The sequence below is a fragment of the Phaeacidiphilus oryzae TH49 genome, from assembly GCF_000744815.1.
Classification (GTDB): Bacteria; Actinomycetota; Actinomycetes; order Streptomycetales; family Streptomycetaceae; genus Phaeacidiphilus; species Phaeacidiphilus oryzae.
Genome location: NZ_JQMQ01000005.1, coordinates 117,905 through 142,774 on the forward strand (window position 1 = coordinate 117,905; position 24,870 = coordinate 142,774).

The 24,870-nt window shown below is 73.5% G+C and carries 24 protein-coding genes; 15 read left to right on the top strand and 9 right to left on the bottom strand.

The genetic code is table 11. The features are described 5' to 3' along the window. Positions 1 to 19 precede the first annotated feature (19 nt). From BS73_RS04825 to BS73_RS04840, 4 genes are all read left to right on the top strand, one after another. Complete coding sequence (locus BS73_RS04825; RefSeq protein ID WP_037569993.1) at positions 20 to 1,036, top strand: DMT family transporter; 1,017 nt, start codon at positions 20 to 22, stop codon at positions 1,034 to 1,036. Between the two features lie 100 nt (positions 1,037 to 1,136). Next, complete coding sequence (locus BS73_RS04830) at positions 1,137 to 1,949, top strand: rhomboid family intramembrane serine protease (protein WP_037569995.1); 813 nt, start codon at positions 1,137 to 1,139, stop codon at positions 1,947 to 1,949. Between the two features lie 23 nt (positions 1,950 to 1,972). Then, complete coding sequence (locus BS73_RS04835; protein WP_037569998.1) at positions 1,973 to 2,341, top strand: nuclear transport factor 2 family protein; 369 nt, start codon at positions 1,973 to 1,975, stop codon at positions 2,339 to 2,341. Further along, positions 2,338 to 2,868, top strand: a complete 531-nt coding sequence (locus BS73_RS04840; protein ID WP_051939448.1) for a GNAT family N-acetyltransferase — start codon at positions 2,338 to 2,340, stop codon at positions 2,866 to 2,868. The genes BS73_RS04835 and BS73_RS04840 overlap by 4 nt, the downstream gene beginning before the upstream one ends. Positions 2,869 to 2,902: 34 nt before the next feature. Here BS73_RS04840 and BS73_RS04845 read toward each other — a convergent pair whose 3' ends face one another. Together BS73_RS04845 and BS73_RS04850 are read right to left on the bottom strand one after the other, a co-directional pair. Further along, positions 2,903 to 3,661 carry a bestrophin-like domain gene (locus BS73_RS04845; RefSeq protein ID WP_037570000.1) on the bottom strand — a complete coding sequence of 253 codons (759 nt, stop codon included), beginning with the start codon at positions 3,659 to 3,661 and terminating at the stop codon, positions 2,903 to 2,905. 12 nt (positions 3,662 to 3,673) lie between these two features. After that, positions 3,674 to 5,116: a family 2B encapsulin nanocompartment shell protein gene (locus BS73_RS04850; RefSeq protein WP_037570002.1), complete on the bottom strand. Its 1,443-nt coding sequence runs from the start codon at positions 5,114 to 5,116 to the stop codon at positions 3,674 to 3,676. A gap of 284 nt (positions 5,117 to 5,400) precedes the next feature. On the opposite strand from BS73_RS04850, the gene BS73_RS04855 reads away from it, so the two are divergent. Beyond that, positions 5,401 to 5,883 (top strand): helix-turn-helix domain-containing protein, encoded by a 483-nt coding sequence (locus BS73_RS04855; protein ID WP_037570006.1) that lies wholly within the window; start codon positions 5,401 to 5,403, stop codon positions 5,881 to 5,883. Between the two features lie 116 nt (positions 5,884 to 5,999). On the opposite strand, the gene BS73_RS04860 is transcribed toward BS73_RS04855, so the two are convergent. Next, positions 6,000 to 6,602 carry a ClpP family protease gene (locus tag BS73_RS04860; RefSeq protein WP_037570009.1) on the bottom strand — a complete coding sequence of 201 codons (603 nt, stop codon included), beginning with the start codon at positions 6,600 to 6,602 and terminating at the stop codon, positions 6,000 to 6,002. Between the two features lies 1 nt (position 6,603). Further along, a complete protein-coding gene (locus BS73_RS04865) occupies positions 6,604 to 7,242 on the bottom strand; it encodes an ATP-dependent Clp protease proteolytic subunit (RefSeq protein WP_037570012.1) in 639 nt (212 codons plus the stop codon). Between the two features lie 305 nt (positions 7,243 to 7,547). Here BS73_RS04865 and BS73_RS04870 point away from each other — a divergent pair, with 305 nt between their 5' ends. Beyond that, on the top strand, positions 7,548 to 9,143 hold the full coding sequence (locus BS73_RS04870; RefSeq protein ID WP_051939450.1) for an MFS transporter: 1,596 nt from the start codon (positions 7,548 to 7,550) through the stop codon (positions 9,141 to 9,143). 7 nt (positions 9,144 to 9,150) lie between these two features. Here BS73_RS04870 and BS73_RS38640 read toward each other — a convergent pair whose 3' ends face one another. Together BS73_RS38640 and BS73_RS40280 are read right to left on the bottom strand one after the other, a co-directional pair. Next, complete coding sequence (locus tag BS73_RS38640; RefSeq protein WP_200886762.1) at positions 9,151 to 9,732, bottom strand: winged helix-turn-helix domain-containing protein; 582 nt, start codon at positions 9,730 to 9,732, stop codon at positions 9,151 to 9,153. Between the two features lie 208 nt (positions 9,733 to 9,940). Beyond that, entirely contained in the window at positions 9,941 to 10,063 is a 123-nt protein-coding gene (locus tag BS73_RS40280; protein WP_265736850.1) for a hypothetical protein, read from the bottom strand. Positions 10,064 to 10,162: 99 nt separating this feature from the next. Between BS73_RS40280 and BS73_RS40285 the strand changes: the two genes are divergently transcribed. Then, positions 10,163 to 12,433 carry an FUSC family protein gene (locus BS73_RS40285; RefSeq protein WP_051939452.1) on the top strand — a complete coding sequence of 757 codons (2,271 nt, stop codon included), beginning with the start codon at positions 10,163 to 10,165 and terminating at the stop codon, positions 12,431 to 12,433. Positions 12,434 to 12,651: 218 nt separating this feature from the next. On the opposite strand, the gene BS73_RS04885 is transcribed toward BS73_RS40285, so the two are convergent. Next, positions 12,652 to 13,929 (bottom strand): acyl-CoA dehydrogenase family protein, encoded by a 1,278-nt coding sequence (locus BS73_RS04885; RefSeq protein WP_051939454.1) that lies wholly within the window; start codon positions 13,927 to 13,929, stop codon positions 12,652 to 12,654. Between the two features lie 167 nt (positions 13,930 to 14,096). Between BS73_RS04885 and BS73_RS04890 the strand changes: the two genes are divergently transcribed. The 6 genes from BS73_RS04890 to BS73_RS04915 all read left to right on the top strand — a co-directional run bounded on the left by BS73_RS04890 (position 14,097) and on the right by BS73_RS04915 (position 20,621). Next, the gene (locus tag BS73_RS04890) at positions 14,097 to 14,765 is read left to right on the top strand and encodes a TetR family transcriptional regulator (protein ID WP_051941325.1); all 669 of its coding nucleotides are present in this window, start codon (positions 14,097 to 14,099) and stop codon (positions 14,763 to 14,765) included. A gap of 201 nt (positions 14,766 to 14,966) precedes the next feature. Continuing rightward, entirely contained in the window at positions 14,967 to 16,229 is a 1,263-nt protein-coding gene (locus BS73_RS04895; protein WP_037570019.1) for a MurT ligase domain-containing protein, read from the top strand. Between the two features lie 57 nt (positions 16,230 to 16,286). Beyond that, positions 16,287 to 17,033, top strand: a complete 747-nt coding sequence (locus BS73_RS04900; RefSeq protein WP_037570021.1) for a type 1 glutamine amidotransferase — start codon at positions 16,287 to 16,289, stop codon at positions 17,031 to 17,033. A 220-nt stretch (positions 17,034 to 17,253) separates the two neighbouring features. Beyond that, on the top strand, positions 17,254 to 18,279 hold the full coding sequence (locus BS73_RS04905; protein ID WP_037570022.1) for a 6-phosphofructokinase: 1,026 nt from the start codon (positions 17,254 to 17,256) through the stop codon (positions 18,277 to 18,279). A gap of 166 nt (positions 18,280 to 18,445) precedes the next feature. After that, complete coding sequence (locus tag BS73_RS04910; RefSeq protein WP_037570024.1) at positions 18,446 to 19,462, top strand: 2-hydroxyacid dehydrogenase; 1,017 nt, start codon at positions 18,446 to 18,448, stop codon at positions 19,460 to 19,462. Positions 19,463 to 19,613: 151 nt separating this feature from the next. Further along, a complete protein-coding gene (locus BS73_RS04915; RefSeq protein WP_407674962.1) occupies positions 19,614 to 20,621 on the top strand; it encodes a cytochrome c oxidase assembly protein in 1,008 nt (335 codons plus the stop codon). A 99-nt stretch (positions 20,622 to 20,720) separates the two neighbouring features. Here the strand turns inward: BS73_RS04915 and BS73_RS04920 are convergent, their stop codons facing one another. After that, a complete protein-coding gene (locus BS73_RS04920) occupies positions 20,721 to 21,401 on the bottom strand; it encodes a DUF1707 SHOCT-like domain-containing protein (protein WP_084703806.1) in 681 nt (226 codons plus the stop codon). A 63-nt stretch (positions 21,402 to 21,464) separates the two neighbouring features. Continuing rightward, positions 21,465 to 22,247 (bottom strand): TetR/AcrR family transcriptional regulator C-terminal domain-containing protein, encoded by a 783-nt coding sequence (locus BS73_RS04925; RefSeq protein ID WP_037570028.1) that lies wholly within the window; start codon positions 22,245 to 22,247, stop codon positions 21,465 to 21,467. A gap of 238 nt (positions 22,248 to 22,485) precedes the next feature. On the opposite strand from BS73_RS04925, the gene BS73_RS04930 reads away from it, so the two are divergent. After that, a complete protein-coding gene (locus BS73_RS04930) occupies positions 22,486 to 23,478 on the top strand; it encodes an ABC transporter ATP-binding protein (RefSeq protein WP_051939458.1) in 993 nt (330 codons plus the stop codon). Continuing rightward, positions 23,478 to 24,866 carry an ABC transporter permease gene (locus tag BS73_RS04935; protein ID WP_037570031.1) on the top strand — a complete coding sequence of 463 codons (1,389 nt, stop codon included), beginning with the start codon at positions 23,478 to 23,480 and terminating at the stop codon, positions 24,864 to 24,866. The genes BS73_RS04930 and BS73_RS04935 overlap by 1 nt, the downstream gene beginning before the upstream one ends. Positions 24,867 to 24,870 lie beyond the last annotated feature (4 nt).

Sequence of the window (24,870 nt, forward strand, 5' to 3'; positions counted from 1 at the left end):
TGTACTGCGAGGTCGTTCAGTGACTGCTCTCTTCGCCCTGCTCACCAGCCTGATGTGGGGTCTGGCGGACTTCGGCGGCGGGCTGCTGACCCGACGTCTGCCCGGACTAGCGGTGATCGTGATCTCGCAGACGGCGGCGGCGCTGCTGCTGGTGGTCGCGGTCACGGCCTCCGGCGGCTGGGGGGACGGCGGCGTCCGGCTGTGGTTCGCGGTCGGCGCCGGGGTGGTCGGGCCGGTCGCGATGCTGGCCTTCTACCGGGCACTGGCACTCGGGCCGATGGGCGTCGTCTCACCGCTGTCGAGCACGGCGGTACTGGTGCCGATCTCGGTCGGGCTGGCGCTCGGCGAGCGGCCCGGCACCGTGCAGCTCACCGGGATCGGGGTGGCGGGGCTCGGGATCCTGCTGGCCGGCGGTCCCCAACTGGGCGGCGGGCAGCCGGTCCACCGGCAGACGGTGCTGCTGGCGCTGGTCGCCGCGGCCGGGTTCGGCACGGTCCTGGCGCTGATCTCGCACGCCACCGACCCGGCGGCGGGCACCGGGACGGCGGCCCTGCCGGGGCTCTTCCTGGCCCTGCTGGTGCAGCGGGCCTGCAATATCGCCGTCGGCGGAGCGGCGCTGGCGGTGTCGCTGAGGCGGGGCCGTACGGCGGCGGGCGCGGTGACCGAGGGCGCCGGACCGGCCGCTTCGGCCGGACAGGCCTTGCAGGCCGGGCAAGCCGGGCAGGCCGGCCCGGCCGAAGCGCCGGCCGCCGACGTCCTCCCCGCCGGCCGCCCGCTCCGGGCGCTCCGGGCGATCCGGCACCCCAAACTGGCCCCCGCCCTGCTGCTGGTCGGCGCCGGCGACGTGGCCGCCAACGGCACCTATGTGCTGGCGACCCAGAGCGGCCCGGTCGCCGTGGCCGCCGTGCTGGCCTCGCTCTTCCCGGTGGTGACGGCGCTGGCGGCCCGGCTCGTGCTGCGCGAGCGCCTGCGTCCGGTGCAGGCGGCCGGCGCCGGCCTCGCGGTGATCGGGACCGTGCTCCTCGCGGCGCACTGAGCCCGGGTCCTGACGATCCGTGAGCCGCCCCGGGGCCCGAACGGCTCGCCTCCGCCGTCGGTGCGGGCGGCGGCGCGGCCGGTGCGCCATACTCCCTGGTGTGGTCATCCCGGTACACGACGTCAATCCGATCCGGCGCACGCCCTGGGTCACCTACGCGCTCCTCGCCGCGAACGTGGTGGTCTTCCTCCTCACGCCGAGCGCACCGGAATCGGTGACGGGTGCCGCCTCCCTGGCGCAGACCTGCCATCTGGAGGCGTTCATGGAGCACTGGGGCGCCGTACCGCGGGAGTTGATCCACGGTCAGCTGCCGCGGCTGGTGCCGAGCGGGCAGACCGGGGTGGGCGTCTCCGGCCCCGGTTGCGTCCTCGCCCCGCCGGACTACCACAAGTACCCGCCGCTCTCCGTCCTCACCGCCATGTTCGTCCACGGGAGCTGGACGCATCTGCTGGGCAACATGCTCTTCCTGTGGATCTTCGGCAACAACGTGGAGGACCGCCTGGGCCGGATCCGCTACCTCCTCTTCTACCTCTTCTGCGGATACGCGGCCGGCTACGGCTACGCCCTCGTCGAGTCCTCCTCCGCGCAGCCGCTGATCGGGGCCTCCGGGGCGATCGCCGGCGTGCTGGGGGCCTACCTGCTGCTGTGGCCCAAGGCGCGGGTGTGGGTACTCGTGCCGTTCCTGTTCTTCATCCCGCTCCGGCTGCCCGCGTGGATCGTGCTGGGCCTGTGGTTCGTGCTGCAGGCCTTCTACGCCGCCGGGTACGGGGTGAGCGACGCCGGCACGGTCGCCTATCCGGCGCATGTGGTGGGCTTCGCGGTCGGGCTGCTGCTCGCGCTGCCGCTGCGGTCCAGCACTCCCCCGCTCGCCAACCCGCCGCCGCCCAACCGGAACTACGCCCGCTGGGGCTGAACGCGGCACTAGGCTGTCCCGCCATGACGATCGACCACGAGTTCGGACGGCGCTTCGCCGAGCGCTGGGCCGCCGCCTGGAACGCCCACGACCTGGAGGCGGTGCTCGCCCACTTCGCCGAGGACGTGGAGTTCTCCTCGCCGATGATCGCGGTGCTGACCGGCCGCTCCGAGGGCACCCTCCACGGCAGGGCGGCCCTGCGGGAGTACTGGACCGAGGGCCTGGCCAAGCTCCCCGACCTCCACTTCACGGTGGAGGACGTCCGGGTCGGCACGGACACCGTGGTGGTCAACTACCGCAACGAGCGCGGGCGGCAGGTGGCCGAGCTGCTCACCTTCGGCCGGGACGGTCTGGTGGTGCGCGGCCAGGGCGCCTACGGTCCGCCGGCGTGACCGCCTGGGTGGTGCGCCCCGCCCCGGCGGCCGGTGAGCTCGGCGGGCGGCTGCTGGCGGAGTACCTGGACCACGTCGGCCGGCGCTGGTTCCTCGACCGCCTCGGGCGGCCGGCCACCGACCGGGAGCTCGCCGAGGCGCTGTCCGCGGACGCCCTGGAGGACCCGGCCGCCGGGCTCACGCCCCCTCAGGGCGCGTTCTTCGTCGGCTGGCCCGGTGATGACGGCCAGGGGGAAGACGGGAAGGAGCCCGGCGGTTGCGTCGGTGTCCGGCTCCTGGACGCGGGCACCGCCGAGCTCAAGCGGCTCTACGTCCGCCCCGCCGCCCGGCGTACCGGCGGCGGCACCGCGCTCCTCGGCGCGGCCGAGCGCTGGGCGCGGGAATCCGGCGCCCAGCGCATCGTCCTCGACACCCGCCGGGACCTCGGCGAGGCCGTCGCCCTCTACCGCCGGGCGGGCTTCGCCGAGATCCCGGCCTACGGCTCAGGCCCCTACCGCGAGGTCTGGCTGGGCAAGGAGCTCGGCTGACGCCACCTCCGACGCCTCCTCAGCCGAGGCCTCCTCAGCGGGGTGGTGGCAGGCGTTGCAGGAAGACGTCGAAGGCCGTCGGGTCGACCTTGGTGACGCCGGTGAACGGATAGTCCATCTCCTTGATCACCACCAGGCTGATCGCGACCAGCGCGGTGAGGGTGAGCACCATCAGCATGTGGGCCGTCGTGTTCGGCAGCCCGAACAGGAAGGTGAAGCCCACGGTGAGCACCCCGCCCGCGATCAGCACGATCCAGAGCAGCGGCGGCACCTCGTCCTGCACCTCGTTGAGCCGGCTGCGCCGCTCCGAGGCGAGGTCCTCGACATGGGTGACCGCGTGCTCGTAGAGGACCCGCTGCCGCTCCCCCACCGGGTCGAAGTTCAGCACCGCCTGCCGGATCGCGTAGACCTGGTCGGTGGCCGCGGGGCTGGACCTGTGCCCGGCCATCAGCGGCCACTCCTGCTCCAGCACGGTGTGGGCGTACTGGAGGGCGCCCCGCTCTATGGCGGGCCCCGCCGGGGCGGGCAGCTCCCGGGCCACCCAGTAGACCCCGGCCAGGGCGTCGGCCTCCTTGAACGTGGTCTGCCGGGCCTGGTCGACACCGCCCCACACGGTGAGGACGGCGAAGCCGACCAGCATCGCGTACATCACGCCGACGGCCGCGTAGACGAAGCCGGCCACCTCGTTGTGCTGTGCGCGCAGCCCGTGCGGGACGACATGCTGCACCAGATGGGTGCCGACCCCGACGGCGAGCAGCGAGCCCAGCACGATGGCCAGGTCGACCCAGCTCATCCCCCCGGCCCCTCAGCTCCGGTCCCTGGCGATCTCGACGTTCTCCAGCACACCCAGCGCGTCCGGCACCAGCACCGCCGCCGAGTAGTACGTCGAGACCAGGTAGGAGATGACGGCCTTCTCATCGATGCCCATGAAGCGGACGGAGAGCCCCGGCTCGTACTCGTCCGGCAGGCCGGTCTGGTGGAGGCCGACCACGCCCTGGTCGGACTCGCCGGTGCGCATCACCATGATCGAGGTGGTGCCGTGCTCGCTGACCGGGATCTTGTTGCAGGGGAAGATCGGGACGCCCCGCCAGGCCGGCACCGCGTTGCCGTGGACGTCCACGGTGTCCGGGTAGAGGCCGCGCTTGCTGCACTCCCGGCCGAAGGCGGCGATCGCCTTGGGGTGGGCCAGGAAGAACTTGGACTTCCGCCGGCGGGAGAGCAGTTCGTCCAGGTCGTCCGGGGTCGGCGGGCCGCCGTGGGTGTGCACCCGCTGCTCGTAGTCGGCATTGGCGAGCAGGCCGAACTCGGGGTTGTTGACCAGCTCGTGCTCCTGGCGCTCGCGCAGTGCCTCGATGGTCAGCCGCAACTGCTGCTCGGTCTGGTTCATCGGCTGGTTGTAGAGGTCGGCGACCCGGCTGTGCACCCTCAGCACGGTCTGCGCGACGGCCAACTCGTATTCGCGGGGGGCGAGTTCGTAGTCGACGAAGGTGCCAGGCAGCTCCAGCTCGCCACTGTGTCCTGAGGCCAGCTCGATGTCGGCCTCGCCGTGCTTGTTGGCCGACTTGGCCGGGCCGGCGGCGTATGCGGCGAGCTGCTCGCGCAGTGCCGCGGACAGGCCGACCAGTTCGCGGAAGGACTGCCGGGGCAGGATCAGCGCCGTGCCGGCGGTGACCGTGCGCAGTGTCTCCGTCCAGCGGGCCTCCTGGCCGCCGAGGGCCTCGTCGCCGTAGTGCTCACCGTCGGCCAGCACCCCGAGGACGGTGGTGTGGCCGTACTTGCCGTCGCCGAGCCGCTGGGCCTTGCCGTGGGCGATCAGCACCAGGCTCTCGGCGGCCTCGCCCGAGGTCACCAGCTCCTCGCCCGGCTCGAAGTCGCGCTGCTCGAACCGCTCGGCCAGGGCGTTCAGCACCGCGGTGTCCCTGAAGCCGCGCAGCTGCGGGAGCTCGGCGAGGCTCGGTGGGACGACCCGGACCTCGGCGCCGGTCTTGGCGAAGCTCACCCTGCCCCGGCCGACCGCGTAGCTGAGCCTGCGGTTGACCCGGTAGGTGCCGCCGGAGACCTCCACCCAGGGCAGCGTGCGAAGCAGCCACCGCGAGGTGATGCCCTGCATCTGAGGTGCGGTCTTGGTGGTGGTGGCCAGATTCCGCGCGGCGGCGGTGGCCAGGCTGGTCTGCGAGGAACTCGGATCACCGGGGCCGTTGGGCTCCGCTCCCGGCTGCTCCGCTTCGATCCCCGAGTCGACCGTCATCGAGACGCCTCCCTGTGGTGCCTGCGTGAACCGTCGGCGCGCGCCAAGGACGCGGCGCCGCCGACGTGATCCATCGTGACGCAGTGGAGGCGCGCCGAGCCATGACTCGAAAGCGTGAGACTGCCCCGCCATGGCCGACACCGCCCCGAACGCCTGATGGAGACCGGGTGCCCGGACCCGCGCCCGGGCCGCCCGGGCCGCCCGGGCCGCCCGGGCCGCCCGGCTTCACCCAGGGCAGAACGCCGCTCCCTTCCCTGGGCGCCGCGAATCCCTAGGCTGAGGGGGTGAGCACACAGCCGTCGAACGAAGCCCGCGTCATCCCGCTACGCCCGCAGGCCTCGCCGCCGCCCGGCTCCGGTGCGGCGCCCCGCGCCCCGCAGCGGCCGGCCGCCGCACCTGGCGCCCCCGGCTTGCCGGGGGCCCCCGCCGTACCGGGGACGCCCGCCGCGCCGCCGGAGCCCCTGCTGCGCGATCTGGTCGGAGACGTGCTGCGCCGCGAACGGCTGGCCCAGCGGCGCACGTTGAAGGACGTCTCGGAGACGGCCCGGATCTCGATGCCGTACCTCTCGGAGCTGGAGCGCGGGCGCAAGGAGGGCTCGTCCGAGGTGCTCGCGGCCGCCGCCCGGGCGCTCGGCCTCGGGCTCGGCGACCTCCTCTCGCTGGCGCAGGACGAGCTGGCCCGTTACGCCCCGAGCGTCGGCGGCCGGGCCGGCCACGGCCGCACCACGCCCACCGCGCGGTACGACGGGCTCTGCCTCGCCGCCTGAGAGCCGGCCCGAGCATCGCGGCCGAGGGCTCTTCGCCCGAGCACTTGTCACCCAAGAGCCGCCGCCCGAGGGCGCCGAAGGCCGGCCGGCCTTCGGCGCCGCCTGCCCTCCGCCGGTCAGACGAAGGCGAGCCGCCGGCTCAGCACCTCGTCGGCGAGGCCGTAGGCGACGGCCTCCTCTGCGGTGAGCACCTTCTCCCGGTCCATGTCCGCGCGCAGCGTCGCCACGTCGTGGTGGGTGTGCCGGGAGAGCACCTCCTCCACCTGCGAGCGGATCCGGATCATCTCCTTGGCCGCGAGGCTCAGGTCGGAGACCGTCCCCTGCCGCCCGGCGCTGGCCGGCTGGCCGAGGAGCACCCGGGCGTGCTGGAGGACGAACCGCCGGCCCGGGTCACCGCCGGCCAGCAGCACCGCCGCCGTCGAGGCGGCCTGGCCGACGCAGAAGGTGGAGATCGGGGCCTGCACGAAGGACATCGTGTCGTAGATGGCCATCAGCGAGGTGAAGGATCCGCCGGGCGAGTTGAGGTAGATCGAGATCTCCCGCTCGGGGTTCGCCGACTCCAGGTGGAGGAGCTGGGCGATCACCACGTTGGCGACCCCGTCGTCGATCTCGGTGCCGAGGAAGATGATCCGCTCGTTGAGCAGCCGGCTGAAGACGTCGTAGGACCGCTCGCCCTGCGCGGTCCGCTCGATGACGTAGGGAACCGTGTAAGAGCTCATGTCACAACCCCATCCGCCGGCGGGACGCGGCCGGGCGGATGTCGGCGAGCGACTCCACCACCCGGTCCACGATCCCGTACTCCCTGGCCTGCTCGGCGGTGAACCAGCGGTCCCGGTCGCCGTCCCGGGCGATGGCCTCCTGGCTCTGGCCGGTGTGCTCGGCGGTGATCCGCTCGATGGCCTCCTTGGTGAACTGGAGGTTCTCCGCCTGGATCTCGATGTCCGCGGTGGTGCCGCCGATCCCCGCGGAGGGCTGGTGCATCATGATCCGCGCGTTCGGCAGCGCGAACCGCTTTCCGGGCGCGCCCACACTGAGCAGGAACTGGCCCATGCTGGCCGCGAAGCCCATCGCCAGTGTGGAGACGTCGTTGGGGATCAGCCGCATGGTGTCGTAGATGGCGAGCCCGGCGGTGACCGAGCCGCCGGGGCTGTTGATGTACAGGCTGATGTCGCTGCGCGGCTCCTCCGCGGACAGCAGCAGGAGCTGCGCGCAGACCCGGTTCGCCGACACCTCGTCCACCTGGGTGCCCAGGAGGACGATCCGCTGGCCGAGCAGCTGGGCCGCGAGGTGGTCGTCGAAGCGGGTGGCCGCGGTGTCGCCCTCCTCCGCCCGGGGCGAGAGGGTGCTGAGTGGAGTCATCTGGTCTCCTGGTCGAGCCGGAAATCCCGTCGGTTCCACTGTCGGCCAGGTCGGCCGCCCGGATCCCGGTTCTCTGCCTCCCGCAGATTCGCTGCGGGCAGAACGGCTCCGGCGGAGCGGACCGCCTCGCCCCTCGGCCCCCGTGGTCCGCCGTACTCACCGCGTCATCTGTCTTCCCAAGTTTCTGACGGTGCGTTAGAAACACCGGCATGGATGCGCCGTGGGGATCGGAAACGGAATCGAAACGACCGCCCGGAGACGGCGAAGGAGGCTCCGGGCGGCTGGACGGGGCCTCCCCCGCGCGGGTGTACACGGTCATCGCGATCGTGGTGCTGTTCGCCGAGATCGCCGCCCTGCAGTACACCATGGTGGCGTCCGCGGTGAGCCGGATCGCCCCCTCGTTCCCCGGCACGGGCGCCGGGATCAGCTGGATGATCATCATCTTCGGCCTGGTCGGCGGCGCCACCACGCCGGTCCTCGGCAAGCTCTCCGACCTCTGGGGCAAGCGCCGGGTGATGCTGCTCAGCGCGGTCAGCTTCGCGGTGGGCACACTGATCTGCGCCCTCACCTCCAGTTGGGGCCTGTTCCTCCTCGGCCGCGGCCTGGAGGCGGTGGCGATCTGCGCGCCCAATGTGGCCTACGGGCTCTTCCGGGACGTCCTGCCGCGGCGCCACATCCCCGCGGCGGTGGGGATGGTGGCCACCGGGCTCGGGCTCTCCGCGGTGGCGGCGCCGCTGCTCGGCGGGTGGATGCTGGACCACTTCTCCTGGCGGGCCATCTTCTGGTTCCTGCTGGCCTTCGTATGCGTGATGATCCCGCTGCTGGTGCTGGTGGTGCCGGAGTCCCGGCTGCGGGTGCGGCAGCGCCTGGACGTGGCCGGCGCCGTCCTCCTCTCCGGCGGTGTGGCGCTGGTGCTGATGTACCTCTCCAACGGCGCCGAGTGGGGCTGGTCCAGGCCGTCCGCGCTGGCCTGGCTGATCGGCGGCGCGCTGGCGCTGGCGGTCTTCGTCGCCTGGGAGCGGCGGGTGGCCGAGCCGCTGATCGACCTCGGCCTCCTCTTCTCGCCGCGGCTGGGCCTGGCGCTGCTGGCGGCACTGCTCGGCAGCGTCACGATCGGCGTCCAGGGCTACGCCGTCCCCTACATGATGCAGACGCCCAAGCGGGCGGAGCTGGCGCACGCCGTCGCCCAGCAGCTGGCGGCGGCCTCGGGCGGGAAACTCACCCCGGCCCGACTGCCGCTGGTGCACATCGACTTCAACGCCGCCCTCGGCTACGGGCTCGGCGCCACACTGCTCGGCTACGGGCTCGCCTCGGCGATCTTCTCCGGCGGCCTGGGCATGATCGGCGGGGCCGGCACCGGTGAGTGGGCCCGCTGGGCCGGACCGCGCCGGCCGCTGCTGCTGGCCATGGCCTCGTTCACCGTCGCACCCCTCCTCTACGCCTTCTTCTCGCACTCCACCTGGCAGTACGTGCTGTGCGCCTGCGTCTTCGGCGTCGGGTACGGGGCGTTCTACTCCTCCGTCCCCAACCTGGTGGTGGAGGCGGTGCCGGCCAGCCGGCAGGGGATCAGCTCGGCGATGTTCGGCGTGGTGACGGCGCTGGCGACCTCGGTGGGCACGGCGGTGCTCTCGGCCTTCCTCTCCGCGCACCCCGCCCGCTTCCAGGTCCGCCTGCCGGGGGTGCCGGCGTCGGCGTCCGGCGGCTGGCATCCGCTGCCGGGGGTGTACGCCGACGCCGGCTACCGCTGGGGGCTGCTCTTCGGCGCGGCCGCCGGACTGCTGGGGCTGGTCGTCGCGCTGCTCATGCGGCACGGCCGGGCGCCGGCGACCGGCGGCCGGGCCCAGCCGGAGCCGGACGACGCGGCCCGCACGGAGGGCTCCGAGGCCGCCTCGGCGGCCTGAGGACCGGTCAGCTCGTCCCGGCCCCGGGCGCGTACTTGTAGCCGACCCGGCGGACGGTGACGATGCTGCCGCGGTGCCGGGGACCGAGCTTGCGGCGCAGCCGGGCCACATGGACGTCGACCGTCCGCCCGTCGCCGACGTGGCCGTAGCCCCACACCGCGGTCACCAGGCTGTCCCGGGTGTGCACCCGCTGCGGATGGGCGGTGAGGTGGGCGAGGAGCTCGAACTCCAGGTAGGTGAGGTCGAGGGGGCGGCCGTCGACGTGGGCCGTGCGGCGCTCGCGGTCCAGCCTGATGCCGTCGGCGCCGTCCGGCTCGGCGGCCTGCTCCAGGGCCGGCCCGGCGGGCACCAGCACCAGATAGCCCGCCATCGGCGACTCGCCACCGAGGCCGGCGCCGGCGCCGACGCCCTGCCCGTAGGCACGCAGCAGTTCCTCCGGCAGCGCCCCGGGCGGCCAGGCGACGAGGACGGCCGCCCCCTCGGGCAGCGGCACGGCCGGCCGCTCGGGCGGCGTCCCGGCCGGCCGCTGAGGCGGCGTCCCGGACCGCGGCGCCTCCCCCGGCGCGGGGAGGGCCCGCAGCCGGGCCACGGAAGGAGCGGGGGCGGGGGCAGGGGCGGGCGCCGGCGCGCCGGTCCGGCGCGGGCTGGTGAACGGGGTGCTCTGGGACACGACGGGATTCCTCCGCGCGAAGGGCGACGAGTCCCGGCTTCTGGCGCCGGAGCCGGAGAGGACACGGCTCGGCCAGGGCCGGGGGGTTGACGGGTCGTCTGCGCGCCCGAACGGTCGCGGGCTGAGCTCAGCCGCGGGCGGGCGCGCCGAGAGCGCGGCGACAGATCTGGTCGAAGTGGTGCGAGCGGCGGGACGGCCAGAACGGTTCGAGGTCGGTGCGCCCCTGGGTGCCGTCCGGCCTGGTGTCCATACCCCCATTGAAGCAGATCCGGACCGGGTGGGGATCAACGCGGGCGACACGTCGCCCTTCTGATGATTCCTCACTACTTGTCCCCCCTATGCTCGGCGGGTGTCCTGGTTGTCCGCTCTGAAGAAGACCGCGGTGCAGGGCCTGCACCTGGAGCGGGCCGTCAACGAGCCGCTCACGGTGGTGCGCGGGGGCAGCGGAATGGCCCTGGTGCTCTTCTTCTCCCTCGGCGTCGGCACCCCGGAGCTGGCCACCTCGGCCACCATGGGCGCCTTCAACTCCGGGCTCTCCACCTTCCAGAGCAGCTTCCGGCCGCGCCCGCTGCTGGCCCTGGTGAGCGCGGTCGGGCTGGGCGCCAGCACCTTCGTGGGGTATCTGGCCTCGACGCAGCCCGCCGTCTTCGTCCTCGTCCTGGCGCTGTGGACGTTCGCCGCCGGCATGGCCTGGGCACTCGGCCCCACCAGCGGGATGATCGCCGCGCAGACGGTGGCCTCGATGCTGGTGGTCGTCTCCCTGCCGGTGAGCGTGCTCAGCGCGGTGGACCACGCGCTGGTGATCCTCGCCGCCGGGCTGGCGCAGGCCCTGCTGGTGCTGGTCTGGCCGATCCGCACCTGGGGCCGGCAGCGGGACGCGCTGGCGGACGCCTTCGCCTCGGTGGCGGACTACGCGCGGCGGCTGCGCGAGGACCCGGTGGCGCCGTTCGACCCTGAGCCGCTGATGGTGGCGCGGATGGCGTCCGCCCTCAACCGGCCCGACTCGCTGCGCACCCGGCCCGCCCAACTCGGCGGCGGGCGGGGGCCGGTGGAGCGGGTCCGGCCGGTGCTCGCCGCGCTGGCCGACCCGCGGGTGGGGGCGCCGGAGTTCGGTCCGCAGCGCGACCGGGCCCGGGCCCTGCTGGACGCCACCGCCAGGGTGCTGGACGCCCTGGCCTCCGCGGTCCGCCGGGCCCGCGACCCGCGCGTCCCGGACGTGGTCTACTCCACCCTCGCCCCGATCGACGAGGACGACGAGCAGGACGCCCACGCGGCCGCGGCCGGCAACCAGCCCGCGCCGCCCCCCGCCCGAGGCGGCACCGCCTCCATCACGGCCGGAGCGGGCGAGGGGGAGGCCGAAGAAGGGCCCGAGTCCGAGGAGGCGTCCGAGGCCGAGGAGGCCCCCGAGTCCGAGGAGGCGCCCCTGCGCGGGGCCGCCCGCCGCGCCGAGCGGCGGCTGGTGCGGCTGCTCGGCGAGGCCGTGGACTCGGTCGACCGGAACTCCACCGAGGGGAACGGCACCGGGGGCGGCACCGACCGCCGCTCGCTGCTGCGGCGCAGACCGGCGCCGGAGTACTTCCCGATGGCGGCCCACCTCCTCCGCCGCAATCTCCGCTGGGACTCGCCCGTCTTCCGGCACGCGGTGCGGACCGCCTCGGTCGCCGCCCTCGGCGACGCGACCGCGCGGGCGCTGCACTGGAGCCACGGCTACTGGGCCCCGCTCACCGCGGTGATGGTGATGCGGCCGGACTTCGCCCGCACCTACGGCCGCGGAACGGCCCGGCTGGTCGGCACGGTCGCCGGGGTGGTGGTGGCCACCGTCGTGGTGGTGCTCACCCGTCCGGGGCCGTGGTTCTGCGCCGGGCTCGTGGTGGTCAGCCTGGCCGGCGCCTTCCTCACCATGCGGTCCGGCTATCTGGCGACCAGCGCCTGCACCGCCGCGTATGTGGTCTTCCTGCTGTCCATGACGGGGAGCGAGGCGCTGCTCACCGGCGAGCAGCGGGTGGTGATGACCCTGCTCGGCGGCGGTCTGGCGCTCTCCGCCTACGCCGTCTTCCCCACCTGGGAGACCTCGCGGCTGGCCGACCGGCTGGCGGCCTATCTGATGGCCTGCGGCGAGTTCGCCGGCACCGCGCTGGACGCCTTCGCGGACCCCGGGCGGGACCACAGCCGCCCGGTCCGGGAGGCGCTGCTCGACCTCCGCTCGGCGGGGGCCGCGCTGGCCGAGGCGGAGGCGCGGGCGCAGATGGAGCCGGTCCGGGCGCGCGGGGTGGACATCGCCCAGGCCGCCCGCGCCCGCTCGGCGCTGAACGCGATGGGACGCGGGACGATGCTGATGGAGGCGCACCTCCCGGCGCGGGACGCACTGCCGGTGCCGGGCGCGGCCGACTTCGCGCGGACCCTGCGTGAGGGCACGCGGCGAGCCGCGGACCTGGTCCGCAACGGCCGTCCGATCGGCGATCCGGTCGCCGAGGTGCGCCGGGCCTACCGCGTCTGGCGCCGCACCTTCGGCCCGGCCGACGAGGCGCACCGGCTCCCCGGCCCGGACCGGATCGCCCTGGAGGGAGCCGGCTTCACCGTCGACGCGCTGGTGGACGCGGCGGCGGCGCTGAGTCGCTGAAGGGGTGTCAACGGGCGGCGAGGGACGGCGCCCGCGGGCCTGTGGTCGGCCGGGCGGGCAGTTACCCGAGCCCCTTGACCTGCGGCGCACATTGCGGGGCTCGCCGGATTCGCGGCCCGAAGGGCCAGGCGACTCAGGGGCGCGGGGAACTGCGCGACCGGCCGACCACGGACCCGCGGGCGCCGACGAACCGTCGGCCGCGCCCGCGGCCCGCGCGACTACCGGATCGGCAGCCCCGAGATGCGGCGCGCGATGACCAGGCGCTGGATCTCCGAGGTGCCCTCGAAGATGGTGTAGATCGCCGCGTCCCGGTGCATCCGCTCCACCGGGTACTCCCGGGTGTAGCCGTTGCCGCCGAGGATCTGGATCGCGTTGGCGGTGACCCACTTCGCCGTCTCACCGGCGTAGAGCTTGGACATCGAGCCCTCGGCCGCCTCGAACGGCTTGCGGGCGGCGGCCATCCAGGACGCCCGCCACACCAGCAGCCGGGAGGCGTCGATCCGGGTCTTCATGTCGGCCAGGGTGAAGGCCACGCCCTGGTTGTCGATGATCGGCCGGCCGAACTGCTCACGGGTCTTGGCGTACTCCAGGGCCACCTCGTACGCGGCCCGGGCGATGCCGACCGCCTGCGCGCCGACCGCCGGGCGGGACGCCTCGAAGGTGGCCATCGCCGCGTTCTTCACCTTGGCCTTGGACTCGCCGCGGGCCTCCGCCGCCGCCCGCTCGCGGGACCGGGCCAGCCGCTCGTCCAGCTTCTCCTTGCCGCCGAGGAGGCAGGAGCCGGGGATCCGCACGTCGTCGAGGACGACCTCGGCGGTGTGCGAGGCGCGGATGCCGTGCTTCTGGAACTTCTGGCCCTGGCTGAGCCCGGGGGTGTTCGGCGGGATGATGAAGGAGGCCTGGCCGCGCGCGCCCAGGTCGGGGTCGACCGAGGCGACCACGACGTGGACGTTGGCGATGCCGCCGTTGGTGGCCCAGGTCTTGGTGCCGTTGAGCACCCACTCGTCCTTGGCCTCGTCGTAGACGGCCCTGGTCTTCATCGAGGCGACGTCGGAGCCGGCGTTGGGCTCGGACGAGCAGAAGGCGGCGACCTTGACGTCGTCGGGGGTGCCGAACATCTGCGGCACCCAGGTGCCGATCTGCTCCTCGGTGCCGTTGGCCAGCACGCCGACCGCCGCGAGGGTGGTGCCCACGATGGAGAGGCCGATCCCGGCGTCGCCCCAGAACAGCTCCTCCATCACGACCGGGATGGTCAGGCCGGTCGGGTCGAAGAAGCCCTGGGCGTAGAAGTCGAGCGAGTAGATGCCGAGCTTGGCGGCCTCCTGGATGATCGGCCAGGGGGTCTCCTCCCGCTCGTCCCATTCGGCGGCGGCCGGGCGGATGGTGTCGGCGGCGAATCCGTGCAGCCAGTCCCGGACGGTGGTCTGGTCCTCGTTCAGTTCGAGGTTGAAGTTCGTCGACTGCACAGTCGTCTCGCCGGCTGCTGAGTTGGCCATGGTGTTCGTGATCTCCCCTGGTGTTACCTTGGGTAACTGGCTTCTGCGCCGAGTATGGTTACCGAGGAGTAAGAATGTCAACGCCCTCGCCTCGAACGGCTGTCGAAAAGCCCGCCGAGGAGACCGAGGGGACCCCCGAGCGCACCACCGAGGGGATCCCCGAGGGGATCGAACAGGCCGAGCAGACGGAGCAGGTCGAGCAGACCTCGGCCGAACGGCGGCGGGCCGAGCTGCTGGACGCGGCGGAGCGCGTGGTACGGCGCCTGGGGCCGGGCGCCAGCATGAACGCGATCGCCGCCGAGGCGGGCATCACCAAGCCGATCCTCTACCGGCACTTCCGCGACAAGAGCGGGCTCTACCAGGCGCTCGCGCAGCGCCACACCTCCGGCCTGCAGGCCAACGTCCGTGCGACGCTGGGCCTGCCGCTGGAGCGTCGGGACCTGGTCGAGGCCGTGCTCGACACCTACTTCACCGCGATCGAGGCGCGGCCGCAGGTGTACCGCTTCCTCACCCACCCCGAGCCGGCCGGCGCGCCGACCGGGCCGGCCACCGGCGGGCCGCTGGCGCCGGCGCTGCGGGCGATCGCCGAGGAGCTCGCCCGCGCGATCCGCGCCCAGGTGGACCTGGGGCCCGAGACCGATCTCCTGGCCGAGGTCTGGGCACACGGCATCACCGGGATGGTGCTGGCCGCCGGCGACTGGTGGATGGAGTATCCGGGGATCTCCCGTGAGCGGATGGTGCGGGCGCTGGCGGACCTGCTGTGGGGACGGCTGGCCGCGGCGGAGCAGCGCCCGCTTCCGGCGAGGCGCCAGGCCGAGCACCCACCGGAGGACTAGCCCCGGCAGCGCCCTGGCAGCGCCCCTGGCAGGCCCGGCGCCCGGGGGCCGATCCCGGCCCGGGATCCGGGCCGCCGACCGCCCCCCGCCTGCCGACGCTCTGTCAGCTCCCGCCCCATCGGCCGACCACCAGGGCAAAGCGCCGAGCGCGGAGCCGGTACGCTGATCCCGGCCGCCGAACGCGAGGAGGAAGCAACCACGATGTCTGGCAATCCCGGGACCACCGGTCTCTCCGCGCGCGAACCGCTGCCCGCGCGGGCCAAGCTCGCGGTCACCGCGGGCCGGGTCACCGCGGCGGTCTCCCGGCGCGCCGGGCGCGGCAGCGGCTCGGTGATCGGCGGCAAGGTATCGCTCCGGGTCGACCCCGACCTCCTCCGTACCCTCGCCAAGGACCTGGACGTCGTCCTGGTCTCCGCGACCAACGGCAAGACCACCACCACCCGGCTGATCGCCGAGGCCCTGCGCGCCTCGGGCCCGGTGGTCTCCAACGCGCTGGGCGCCAACATGCCGGCGGGCATCACCTCCGCCCTGGCCGGCGGCGCCGAGGCCAAGTACGGCGTCATCGAGGTGGACGAGAAGTACCTGGTCGCCGTCGCCAAGGACACCCGGCCGAAGGCGATCGCGCTGCTCAACCTCTCCCGCGACCAGCTCGACCGGGCCGCCGAGACCCGGATGCTCGCCGAGCACTGGCGCACCGGCCTGCAGGGCACCGACGCCGTGGTGATCGCCAACGCGGACGACCCGCTGGTCACCTGGGCGGCCTCGTCCTGCCCCCAGGTGGTCTGGGTGGCCGCCGGCCAGAGCTACAAGGAGGACGCCTGGTCCTGCCCGAGCTGCGGCGGCGTGCTGCAGCGCCCGGGCGTCGACTGGTTCTGCGCGCAGTGCGGATTCCGCCGGCCGCAGCCGCACTGGGCGCTCCAGGGCGACCACACCATCGACCCGCAGGGCGGCGCCTGGCCGATCCAGCTCCAGCTCCCGGGCCGGGCCAACCTGGCGAACGCCACCTCCTCCGCCGCGGTGGCCGCGGTCTTCGGCGTCCACCCGCAGGTCGCCCTGCAGCGGATGTACGCGGTGACCGCGGTGGCCGGCCGGTACGACGTGGTGCAGTTCCGCGGGCGGGACATCCGGCTGCTGCTGGCCAAGAACCCGGCCGGCTGGCTGGAGACCTTCACGCTGATCGACCAGCCCCCGGCGCCGGTGATCCTCTCGGTGAACGCCCTCTCCGCGGACGGCACCGACACCTCCTGGCTGTGGGACGTGGACTACGAGAAGCTGCGCGGCCACCCGGTGCTGGTGATGGGCCAGCGCAAGCTGGACCTGGCGGTCCGTCTCGAGGTCGCGGGCGTGGACTTCCGGGTGGTGGACACCCTGGAACAGGCGGTGGCGATGGCGCCGCCGGGCCGGATCGAGGCGATCGCCAACTACACCGCGTTCCAGGCGCTCCGCCGCGATGTGCGGGCGTGACCTGCCTGGCCGGCTGACTGGCCGACGGACCATCAACAGCGTTACGGGAGTCTTGAGTTGACGAACGAGAGCAGCCTCAGGCTGGTCTGGGTCTACCCGGACCTGCTGAGCACCTACGGGGACCGCGGCAACGTCCTGGTGGTGCAGCGCCGGGCGGAGCAGCGCGGTCTGCGGGTCGAGCGATACGACGTCCGCTCGGACCAGGCGGTGCCCACCGCCGGCGACATCTACCTGATCGGCGGCGGGGAGGACCGGCCGCAGCGGCTGGCCGGCGAGCGCCTCCGGCAGGACCCGGGGCTCGGCCGCGCGGTGGAGAACGGCGCGATCGTCTTCGGCGTCTGCGCCGGCTACCAGATCATGGGCCGCGAGTTCGTCGACGACCTCGGCCAGCGCACCCCCGGCCTGGGCCTGCTGGACGTGTGGTCGACGCGCGGCGAGAGCGCCCGCTCGGTCGGCGACATCACGGCGGACGTCGACCCGCGGCTCGGCCTGCCGCCGCTCAGCGGATTCGAGAACCACCAGGGCGTCACCCATCTGGGCGCGGGCGCCTCGCCGCTGGCCCGGGTCACCGTCGGCAAGGGCAACGGCACCGGCGACGGCACCGAGGGCGCCTGGAACGACACCGTCTTCGGCACCTACCTCCACGGTCCCGTGATGGCCAGGAACCCGGCCGTCGCGGACATGCTGATCAAGCTGGCGCTGGACGTCAACGCCCTTCCGCCGGCCGACGACACCTGGTACAACGCGCTCCGGGAGGAGCGCTTCGCGGCGGCCCGGGCGAACGCCGCGAGCCAGTCCGCGTAGCGGCGGCGGACCGGTCCCACCGACCGACGAGTTCGAGAAAGGCGCGGCGGCCCCGCCCGGCCGCCCGCTACCGCGCTTCGCGCGGGGGTCCCGAGGACGCGGCTCCCGTGGACGATCCTGCAGGGCCGGACGCAGGATCGGTAAGATCGCGCCTCGGGCCGGGCAGGCTCGCGGGACGCGGGAGTCCGGCCGTCCGGTTCTGCTCGGGAGTTGCTGAGATATGCGTATTGGAGTGCTGACCAGTGGCGGGGACTGCCCCGGCCTGAACGCGGTCATCCGCTCGGTGGTGCACCGCGGGGTGGTGGACCACGGAGACGAGATCATCGGCTTCGAGGACGGCTGGCGGGGGCTGCTCGACGGCCGCTACCGGGACCTCACGCTGGACTCGGTGAGCGGCATCCTGGCCCAGGGCGGCACCATCCTGGGGTCCACCCGGGTGGAGAAGTCGCATCTGCGGGACGGCATCGAGACCGCCCGGGAGCACGTCGCCAAGCTGGGCCTGGACGCCGTCATCCCGATCGGCGGCGAGGGCACCCTGAAGGCGGCCCGCCTCTTCTCCGACGCCGGGCTGCCGATCGTGGGCGTGCCCAAGACCATCGACAACGACATCGCCTGCACCGACGTCACCTTCGGCTTCGACACCGCGGTCTCGGTGGCCACCGAGGCGCTGGACCGGCTGAAGACCACCGCCGAGTCGCACCAGCGGGTGATGGTGGTCGAGCTGATGGGCCGGCACACCGGCTGGATCGCGCTGCACGCCGGGATGGCGGCGGGCGCCCACGCCATCGTGGTCCCGGAGCGGCCCTTCCACATCGACCGGCTGACCGAGGTCGTGCGGGAGCGCTTCGAGCGCGGCAAGAAGTTCGCCATCGTGGTGGTCGCCGAGGGCGCCAAGCCGGAGCCCGGCAGCATGCACTGGGAGGAGGGCACCATCGACATCTACGGTCATGAGCGCTTCTCCGGGGTCGCCAACCAGCTCTCCCGGGAGCTGGAGCACCGCCTGGGCAAGGAGGCCAGGCCGGTGATCCTCGGCCACGTCCAGCGCGGCGGGACGCCGACCTCCTACGACCGGGTGCTCGCCACCCGCTTCGGCTGGCACGCCGTGGAGGCCGCCCACAAGGGCGCCTTCGGCCACCTCACCGCACTGCAGGGCACGGACATCGAGCTGGTCCCGCTGGCCGAGGCGGTCGCCGACCTGAAGACCGTCCCCGCCGAGCGCTACGCCGAGGCCGAGACCGTCATCTGACGGCTCGTCAGGGGTGCTGGGAGGAAGGGCCGTCCGGGCGGCGGCCCTTCGGGAACCGGGCCGGGCAGCCGGTGCCACGGCGTGCCCGACCGTGCCGAGCCGACGGTGCCGGGCCAACTGTGCCGATATATCCGTTTTGCCGGGTGATTGCGGCTAGCGTGTCCGCATGGAGATCCTCGCCTACGGTGTGCAGACGGACGAGCGCCCCCTGCTGGAAGCGGCGTTCGGGGAGAACGAGACGGGCTCCGGCCGGCACCGGGTGCGCTGCCTGGAGGTGTTCCTCAACGCGGACACCGCTCCGCTGGCCCACGGCCACGAGGTGATCAGCACCAGCGTCAACGCCCGCCTGGACGAGCCGGCGCTGCGGGAGCTCGCGGCCGGCGGCACCCGGATGATCGCCCAGCGCTCCACCGGCTTCAACAACATCGACCTGGACGTGGCCGCCTCGCTGGGCCTCACCATCGCCCGGGTCTCCTACTACTCCCCCTACTCGGTGGCCGAGTTCGCCTGGACGCTGGCGCTCGCGGTCGGCCGCAGGGTGATCCGCGCGGCCAACCGGACCCGGGAGTTCGACTTCCGGCTGGACGGGCTGATGGGCCGGGACGTCCACGGCCAGACGGTGGGCGTGGTCGGCACCGGGAAGATCGGCGAGTGCTTCAGCCGGATCGCCCACGGCTTCGGCACCCGGCTGCTCGGCTGGGACATCGCGGAGAACCCGGAATGCCTCGCGCTGGGCATGCGGTATGTGCCGCTGGACCAGCTCCTCGCCGAGTCCGACCTGATCAGCCTGCATGTGCCGCTGCTCCCGGACACCCACCACCTGATCGACGCGGACGCGCTGGCCCGGATGAAGGCGGACGCGGTACTGGTCAACTCCAGCCGCGGCGGACTCGTCGACACCGGGGCCCTGGTGGAGGCGCTGCGCGCGGGCCGGCTCGGCGGGGTGGGCCTGGACGTGTACGAGGAGGAGACCGGTCTCTTCTTCTTCGACAAGTCGCTGGAGACCGTCACCGACGACGTGCTGGCCCGGCTGATGACCTTCCCCAAGGTCCTGGTGACCTCCCATCAGGCGTACTTCACCGCCGAGGCGGTGGGCCAGATCATCGCCACCACGGTCCGCAACGTGGAGGACTACCTGGCCGGGCGGGGCAACGAGAACACCCTGGTGCCGCGCCCGAGCTGACGACCCGCCCGGCGGACGGCCGCCGGGCCGGGCCGGGGCCGGGTGCGGCGGCCGGCAGGGCCGGTTCTACGCTTGTCCGGGGCGCGAACCGCCCCGAACGCAGCGCAACCGCACCGCAACCGCACCGCCGAATCCGAAAGCAGGGCCGCCGATGGGTCACGACATGATCGCGATGTCGGGAATGCCGGGCATGGGCGGGATGGCACATGACCTGGCCCCCTGGAGCGTCGGCCGGCTGCTCGCCGTCCACCCGGCGACGAGCTGGTTCTTCCTCGCGGTCTGCGTCCTCGCCGAGGCCGCCTACCTCACCGGCTGGCTCCGGCTGGTCCGGCGCGGGGACCGGTGGCCGGTCCACCGGCCGATCGTGTGGACGGCGGGCATCCTCACCGTCTTCCTCACCACCTGCACCGGGACGAACGAGTACGGGATGGTGATGTTCAGCGTCCACATGGTGCAGCACATGGTGCTGTCCATGCTGTCGCCGATCCTGCTGCTCCTCGGCGCGCCGATCACGCTCAGCCTGCGGGCGCTGCGTCCCGCCCCCCGCGGGCGGCGGGGTCCCCGCGAACTGCTGGTAGCGCTCCTCCACTCGCGCTACGTCCGGGTGATCTCGTTCCCCGCGGTGACCATCCCGCTCTTCGTGGCCAGCCTCTACGGCCTGTACTTCACGCCGCTCTTCGACTGGCTGATGCGGTACGGCTGGGGCCACACCCTGATGATGGTCCACTTCATCCTGGTGGGCCTGCTCTTCTTCTGGCCGATCATGGGCGTGGACCCGGGGCCGCACCGGCCGGGTTATGTGATGCGGATCCTGGAGCTGTTCGCCGGGATGCCGTTCCACGCCTTCTTCGGCATCGCGATCATGATGTCCCGCTCGGTGATGGTGCACACCTTCGCCCATCCAGCCGCCTCGCTGGGCGTCGACGCCCTCGGCGACCAGCATGCGGCGGGCGGGCTGGCCTGGGCGTTCAGCGAGATCCCCAGCGTCATCGTGCTGATCGCCCTCACCTCGCAGTGGGCGAAGTCGGAACGCCGGGTGGCCAAGCGGGAGGACCGCAAGGCGGACCGGGACGGGGACGCCGAACTGAACGCCTACAACGCGTACCTGGCCTCGCTGGAGGCCAGGTCGCAGGGGCGGGCGCAGGGCTCCGCGTCGTAGCTCAGGGTGCGGGCTCCGCGTCGTAGCTCAGGGTGCGGGCTCCGCGTCATGGCTCCGGGTGCGGGCTCGGCGCGGGGCCGTCAGCCGCCGACGGGGGCGTCAGTCGCCGAGCCCCCAGGGCAGCAGATGCGCCCACGGCGCCTCGCCGGCCCGGGTCACCAGGAGCTTGCCGAGGACGGACCGGCCGGTGAACCGGATCACCGGCCCCTCGCCCTGCGAGCGGCGGCCGGACACCGCGCGCTTGCCCATCAGCGCGGAGCCCTCGTCCTGCACCTGCGCCCCGGCCGGGACGATCACGTGGATCTTCCCGCAGAACGAGCCGGCCTCGATGACCACCTCGCGCCGGGTGAAGACGGCGTGCCGCAGATCCAGGATGATCGCGCCGAACCGCGAGCGGACCACGGTGTGCGGGGCGACCTGGCACTGGCCGCCGCGGCGGATCTTGCTGAGGGTGGCGACCACCGGCTCGCTGCGCGGCTCGGGCACCTCCGGCGCGGCGCCGGCGTCCTGCGGCAGGTCCGCGGTGAGCGGCGCCAGTTCGACCAGGGTGCGGGCGGCGTAGGCCGCCTCCAGGCGCTCGGCGTGCTCCGCCGGCTCGAGCCGGCCGGTGGCGACGGCGTCGGCGAGGACGGCGGCGATCCGGTCGCGGTCGGCGTCCGAGGCGCGCAGCGGCGGCTGGGACCGCGCGGGCTCACCGGGCTTCCCGGGGGTCCCAGAAGCCCCAGGGGTCCCGGTATCAGCGGGTTTCGCGGGTTCGGCGGGGACGGCTGCCAGGGACATGTCTGCTCCGAGTCCGGTCCTCAACTCTGACCCGACTCACGCTATATCGCGACTGTCGCGGCGTCAATCGCCGTCGCGGCGGCCCCGCACGGCGGCGCGGCTGGCCAGCCCGCCGAGGATGACGTCCAGACCGAACTGGAAGCGCTCGTCGCCGACGTTGCGCACCATCGGGTCCGCCATGGTGCGCAGGATGGGGTAGCGCTCGGCGGGCAGCGAGGCGTAGTAGTCGCGGACCCGCTCCCGGTACTCCTCGTTGGTCTCGTCGCCCTCGGCGTTCACCGCGGTCGCCGGACTCGGGCCCCCGTCGGCGCTCCCGCGCAGGCCGAGGGCGCGCTCCACGGCGTCGGCCACGGTGTAGAGGGCGAGGAGGTCCATCGCGTAGGCGGCCTCCTGGCGCTCCACTCCCCCGGCGCGCAGGATGCCGAGCATCGCCTCGGTCACCCGCAGCGCGTTGGGCAGGGTGACCGAGCCGCCGCGCAGCGCCGCGCGGGCCAGGTCGCCGTGCCCGGCCAGGTTGTCCCGGCTGGCCGTCAGCAAAGCCTTGGCCTGCTCCCGCCAGCGGGCCGGATCGGGCGCACCCGGCAGCGCGAGCTCGCCGTAGACCTGGTTGAGGAGGAGTTCGAGGAGCTCCTCCTTGCCGCTGATGTGGGCGTAGAGGGAGGCCGGCCCGGTCCCCAGGCGCTGGGCGACCCGCCGCATGCTGAGCGCGTCCAGGCCCTCCTCGTCCACGATCTCCAGCGCCGCGTCGACGATCGCCTGCTGGTTGAGCACCCGTCTGGGCGGCGCACCCGCGGGCCCCTTGGGACGTCGCGGACTCGGCCAGCCCGGACCGGATGCACGTGCCACGCGCGACTCCTTCCGAATGTGCTCGGATGATCATAGTTCACACGAACCGCGTTCCCTTGCCCGAACAGTGTTCGAAGACGATGAACCACGTTTGCCGCGAGTGACCGGAATTCCCCCGAGGGAAGGATGTCGCCGCTGAGCAGCCCGTCGACTGGCGTTTCTCGAACGTTCAACCGGAAGCCCCTGCTTGGGTTGTGGCGGGGCCCTAGGTTTCCTGAGGGATTTTCGAGAAGGGCTTATGGACACTCAACTCGCGGTGCGCGCACGAGGCTTGACGAAGAGCTTCGGCGACGTGGTGGCGCTGGACGGGGTCGATCTGGATCTGGACGCCGGGCGGATCCATGGCCTGGTCGGGCCGAACGGAGCCGGCAAGACGACTCTCCTCGGCCTGCTGCTCGGCCTCGCCGTCGCCGACTTCGGACTGCTGGAGGTGCTGGGCGCGCCCGGCGGCCGGGCCCTCGCGGCGCCCCCCGGGGTGGCCGGCTTCGTCGACGGGCCCGGGCTCTACCCGACCCTGACCGCCCGTCAGAACCTCGCCGCCCTCGCCGCGCTGCGCGGGCAGGACGCCAGGAGCGGCCGGATCGACCGGGCGCTGCACGAGGTGGGCCTCGCCGAGGTCGCCGACGACCGGACGCGCGGCTTCTCGCTCGGCATGCGCCAGCGGCTCGGCCTGGCCGCCGCGCTGCTCACCGATCCCCGCCTGCTGGTCCTCGACGAGCCCGCCAACGGCCTCGACCCGGCCGGCAAGCAGCAGGTGCACGAGGTCCTCACCCGCCTGGCCGCCGGGGGCACCACCGTCCTCCTCTCCAGCCACCGGATGGACGACATCGAGGCGCTCTGCTCCGAGGTCACCATCCTGGCCACCGGCCGGGTCCGCTTCACCGGCCCGCTGGACAAACTGGCGGCCGAGAACACCGAGCTCGACTACCGGCTCCTCACCTCGGACCCCGCGGCCGCCCGGACGCTCGCCGCCGAGGCGGACGGGATACGGGTGACCGAGCCGGCCCGGTCCTGGCGCGGGGCCGAGGCGCTGGTCGTCCGGGCGCAGCTGCCCGCGCTGGACGGGCTGGTGGCCGAGCTGGCGCGGGCGGAGGTCGCGGTGCGCGAGCTCGCCCCGGTGAGGTCGCCGCTGGAGGCCGCCTTCCTCGCCCTCACCGAGAGCGCCGAGACCTCGGAGAGCGACGCAGGCACCCAGAGCGCCCAGAGCACCGAGACGCAGGAGGCCGAGTGATGTCCGCGACCGTCGCCGACGAGGGCACCGCCCCCGCCGGGACCCGGACCGAAGCCGTCCAGGCGCTCCGCGTGCCGGTCTCCCGCAGCTACCGCTTCGAGCTGGTCAAGCTGGTCTCCCAGTGGCGGATCCGGCTGCTGATGCTGGTCTGCTGGCTGGTGCCCGGGCTCTTCGTGGCCGCGGTGAGCCTGCAGAGCACCCTCCCCACCGACACCCTCTTCGGCCGCTGGATGCACGCCAGCGGCTGGGCGGGGCCGCTGGTGGTGCTCGGCTTCGCCGGGTCCTGGGCGCTGCCGCTGCTCACCTCGGTGGTCGCGGGCGACGTCTTCGCGGCCGAGGACCGGCTCGGCACCTGGCGGCATCTGCTGGTCGCGGTCCGCTCCCCGCGCCGGATCTTCGCCGCCAAGGCGCTGGCCGGGCTCACCGTCATCCTGGCGATGGTCGCCGGCCTGGTGGCCTCCAGCGCCGTCGGCGGCTTGCTCTCGGTGGGCGACCAGCCGCTGGTCGGCCTGGACGGCCATCCGCTGGCCTCCTCGGACGCCGCCGGGCACGTGCTGCTGGCCTGGCTCTGCGTGCTGGCGCCCACGCTGGCCCTGGCCGGCATCGGGCTGCTCGGCTCGGTGGTGCTCGGCCGCTCCCCGATCGGCCTGCTGCTGCCCGCACTGCTCGCGGTCGCCATGCAGCTGGCGCAGATGCTGCCGCTGCCGGTGGCGCTGCGGCTGGCACTGCCCGGCTACGCCTTCATCGCCTGGAACGGCCTCTTCGCCGCCCCCGCCCAGCTGGGCGAACTGCTGATCGCGGTCGCGGTCAGCCTGGCCTGGGCGGTGGCCGCCACCGTCTCCGCGTATCTGCTCTTCGTACGCCGGGACTTCACCAATGCCACCGACGACGGACTCGGCCGGCGGGCGCTGTGGGTCGGACTGCTGCCGCCGGTCGGACTGCTCGCACTGGGCTTCGGCGCGGTGGCCGCGGCCGCCCCCTCGACAACCGGCTCGGGGATCACCCAGGCGAAGGTGGAGCGCTCGGTGGCCACCTCCTTCGCCCACCTCTACCGGCTGCAGACCGAGCAGCTCCACCGCCCCGCGGTGACCGAGGCGCAGCTGCGGACCACCGCGACCTGCGACCGCAGCGACGGCCAGGTCGACCCGACCGGTCCCGGCAACGACTGGCGCTGCGTGGTCACCTGGCACCTCCCCGGCGCCGCCGCCCCGGGGAACGCCGTCTACCAGCTCGACGTCGCCTCGGACGGCCGTATCGAGGCCGACGGCGACGGACCGAAGGAAGTCAACGGCTACTTCCTGGTGCGCTCCGCCCACGCGGACGCGCCGAACCCGCTCTGGCAGTTCGACGGCGACGTCGAGCTGCTGCCCACCTCCCCGAAGGGATGACCCC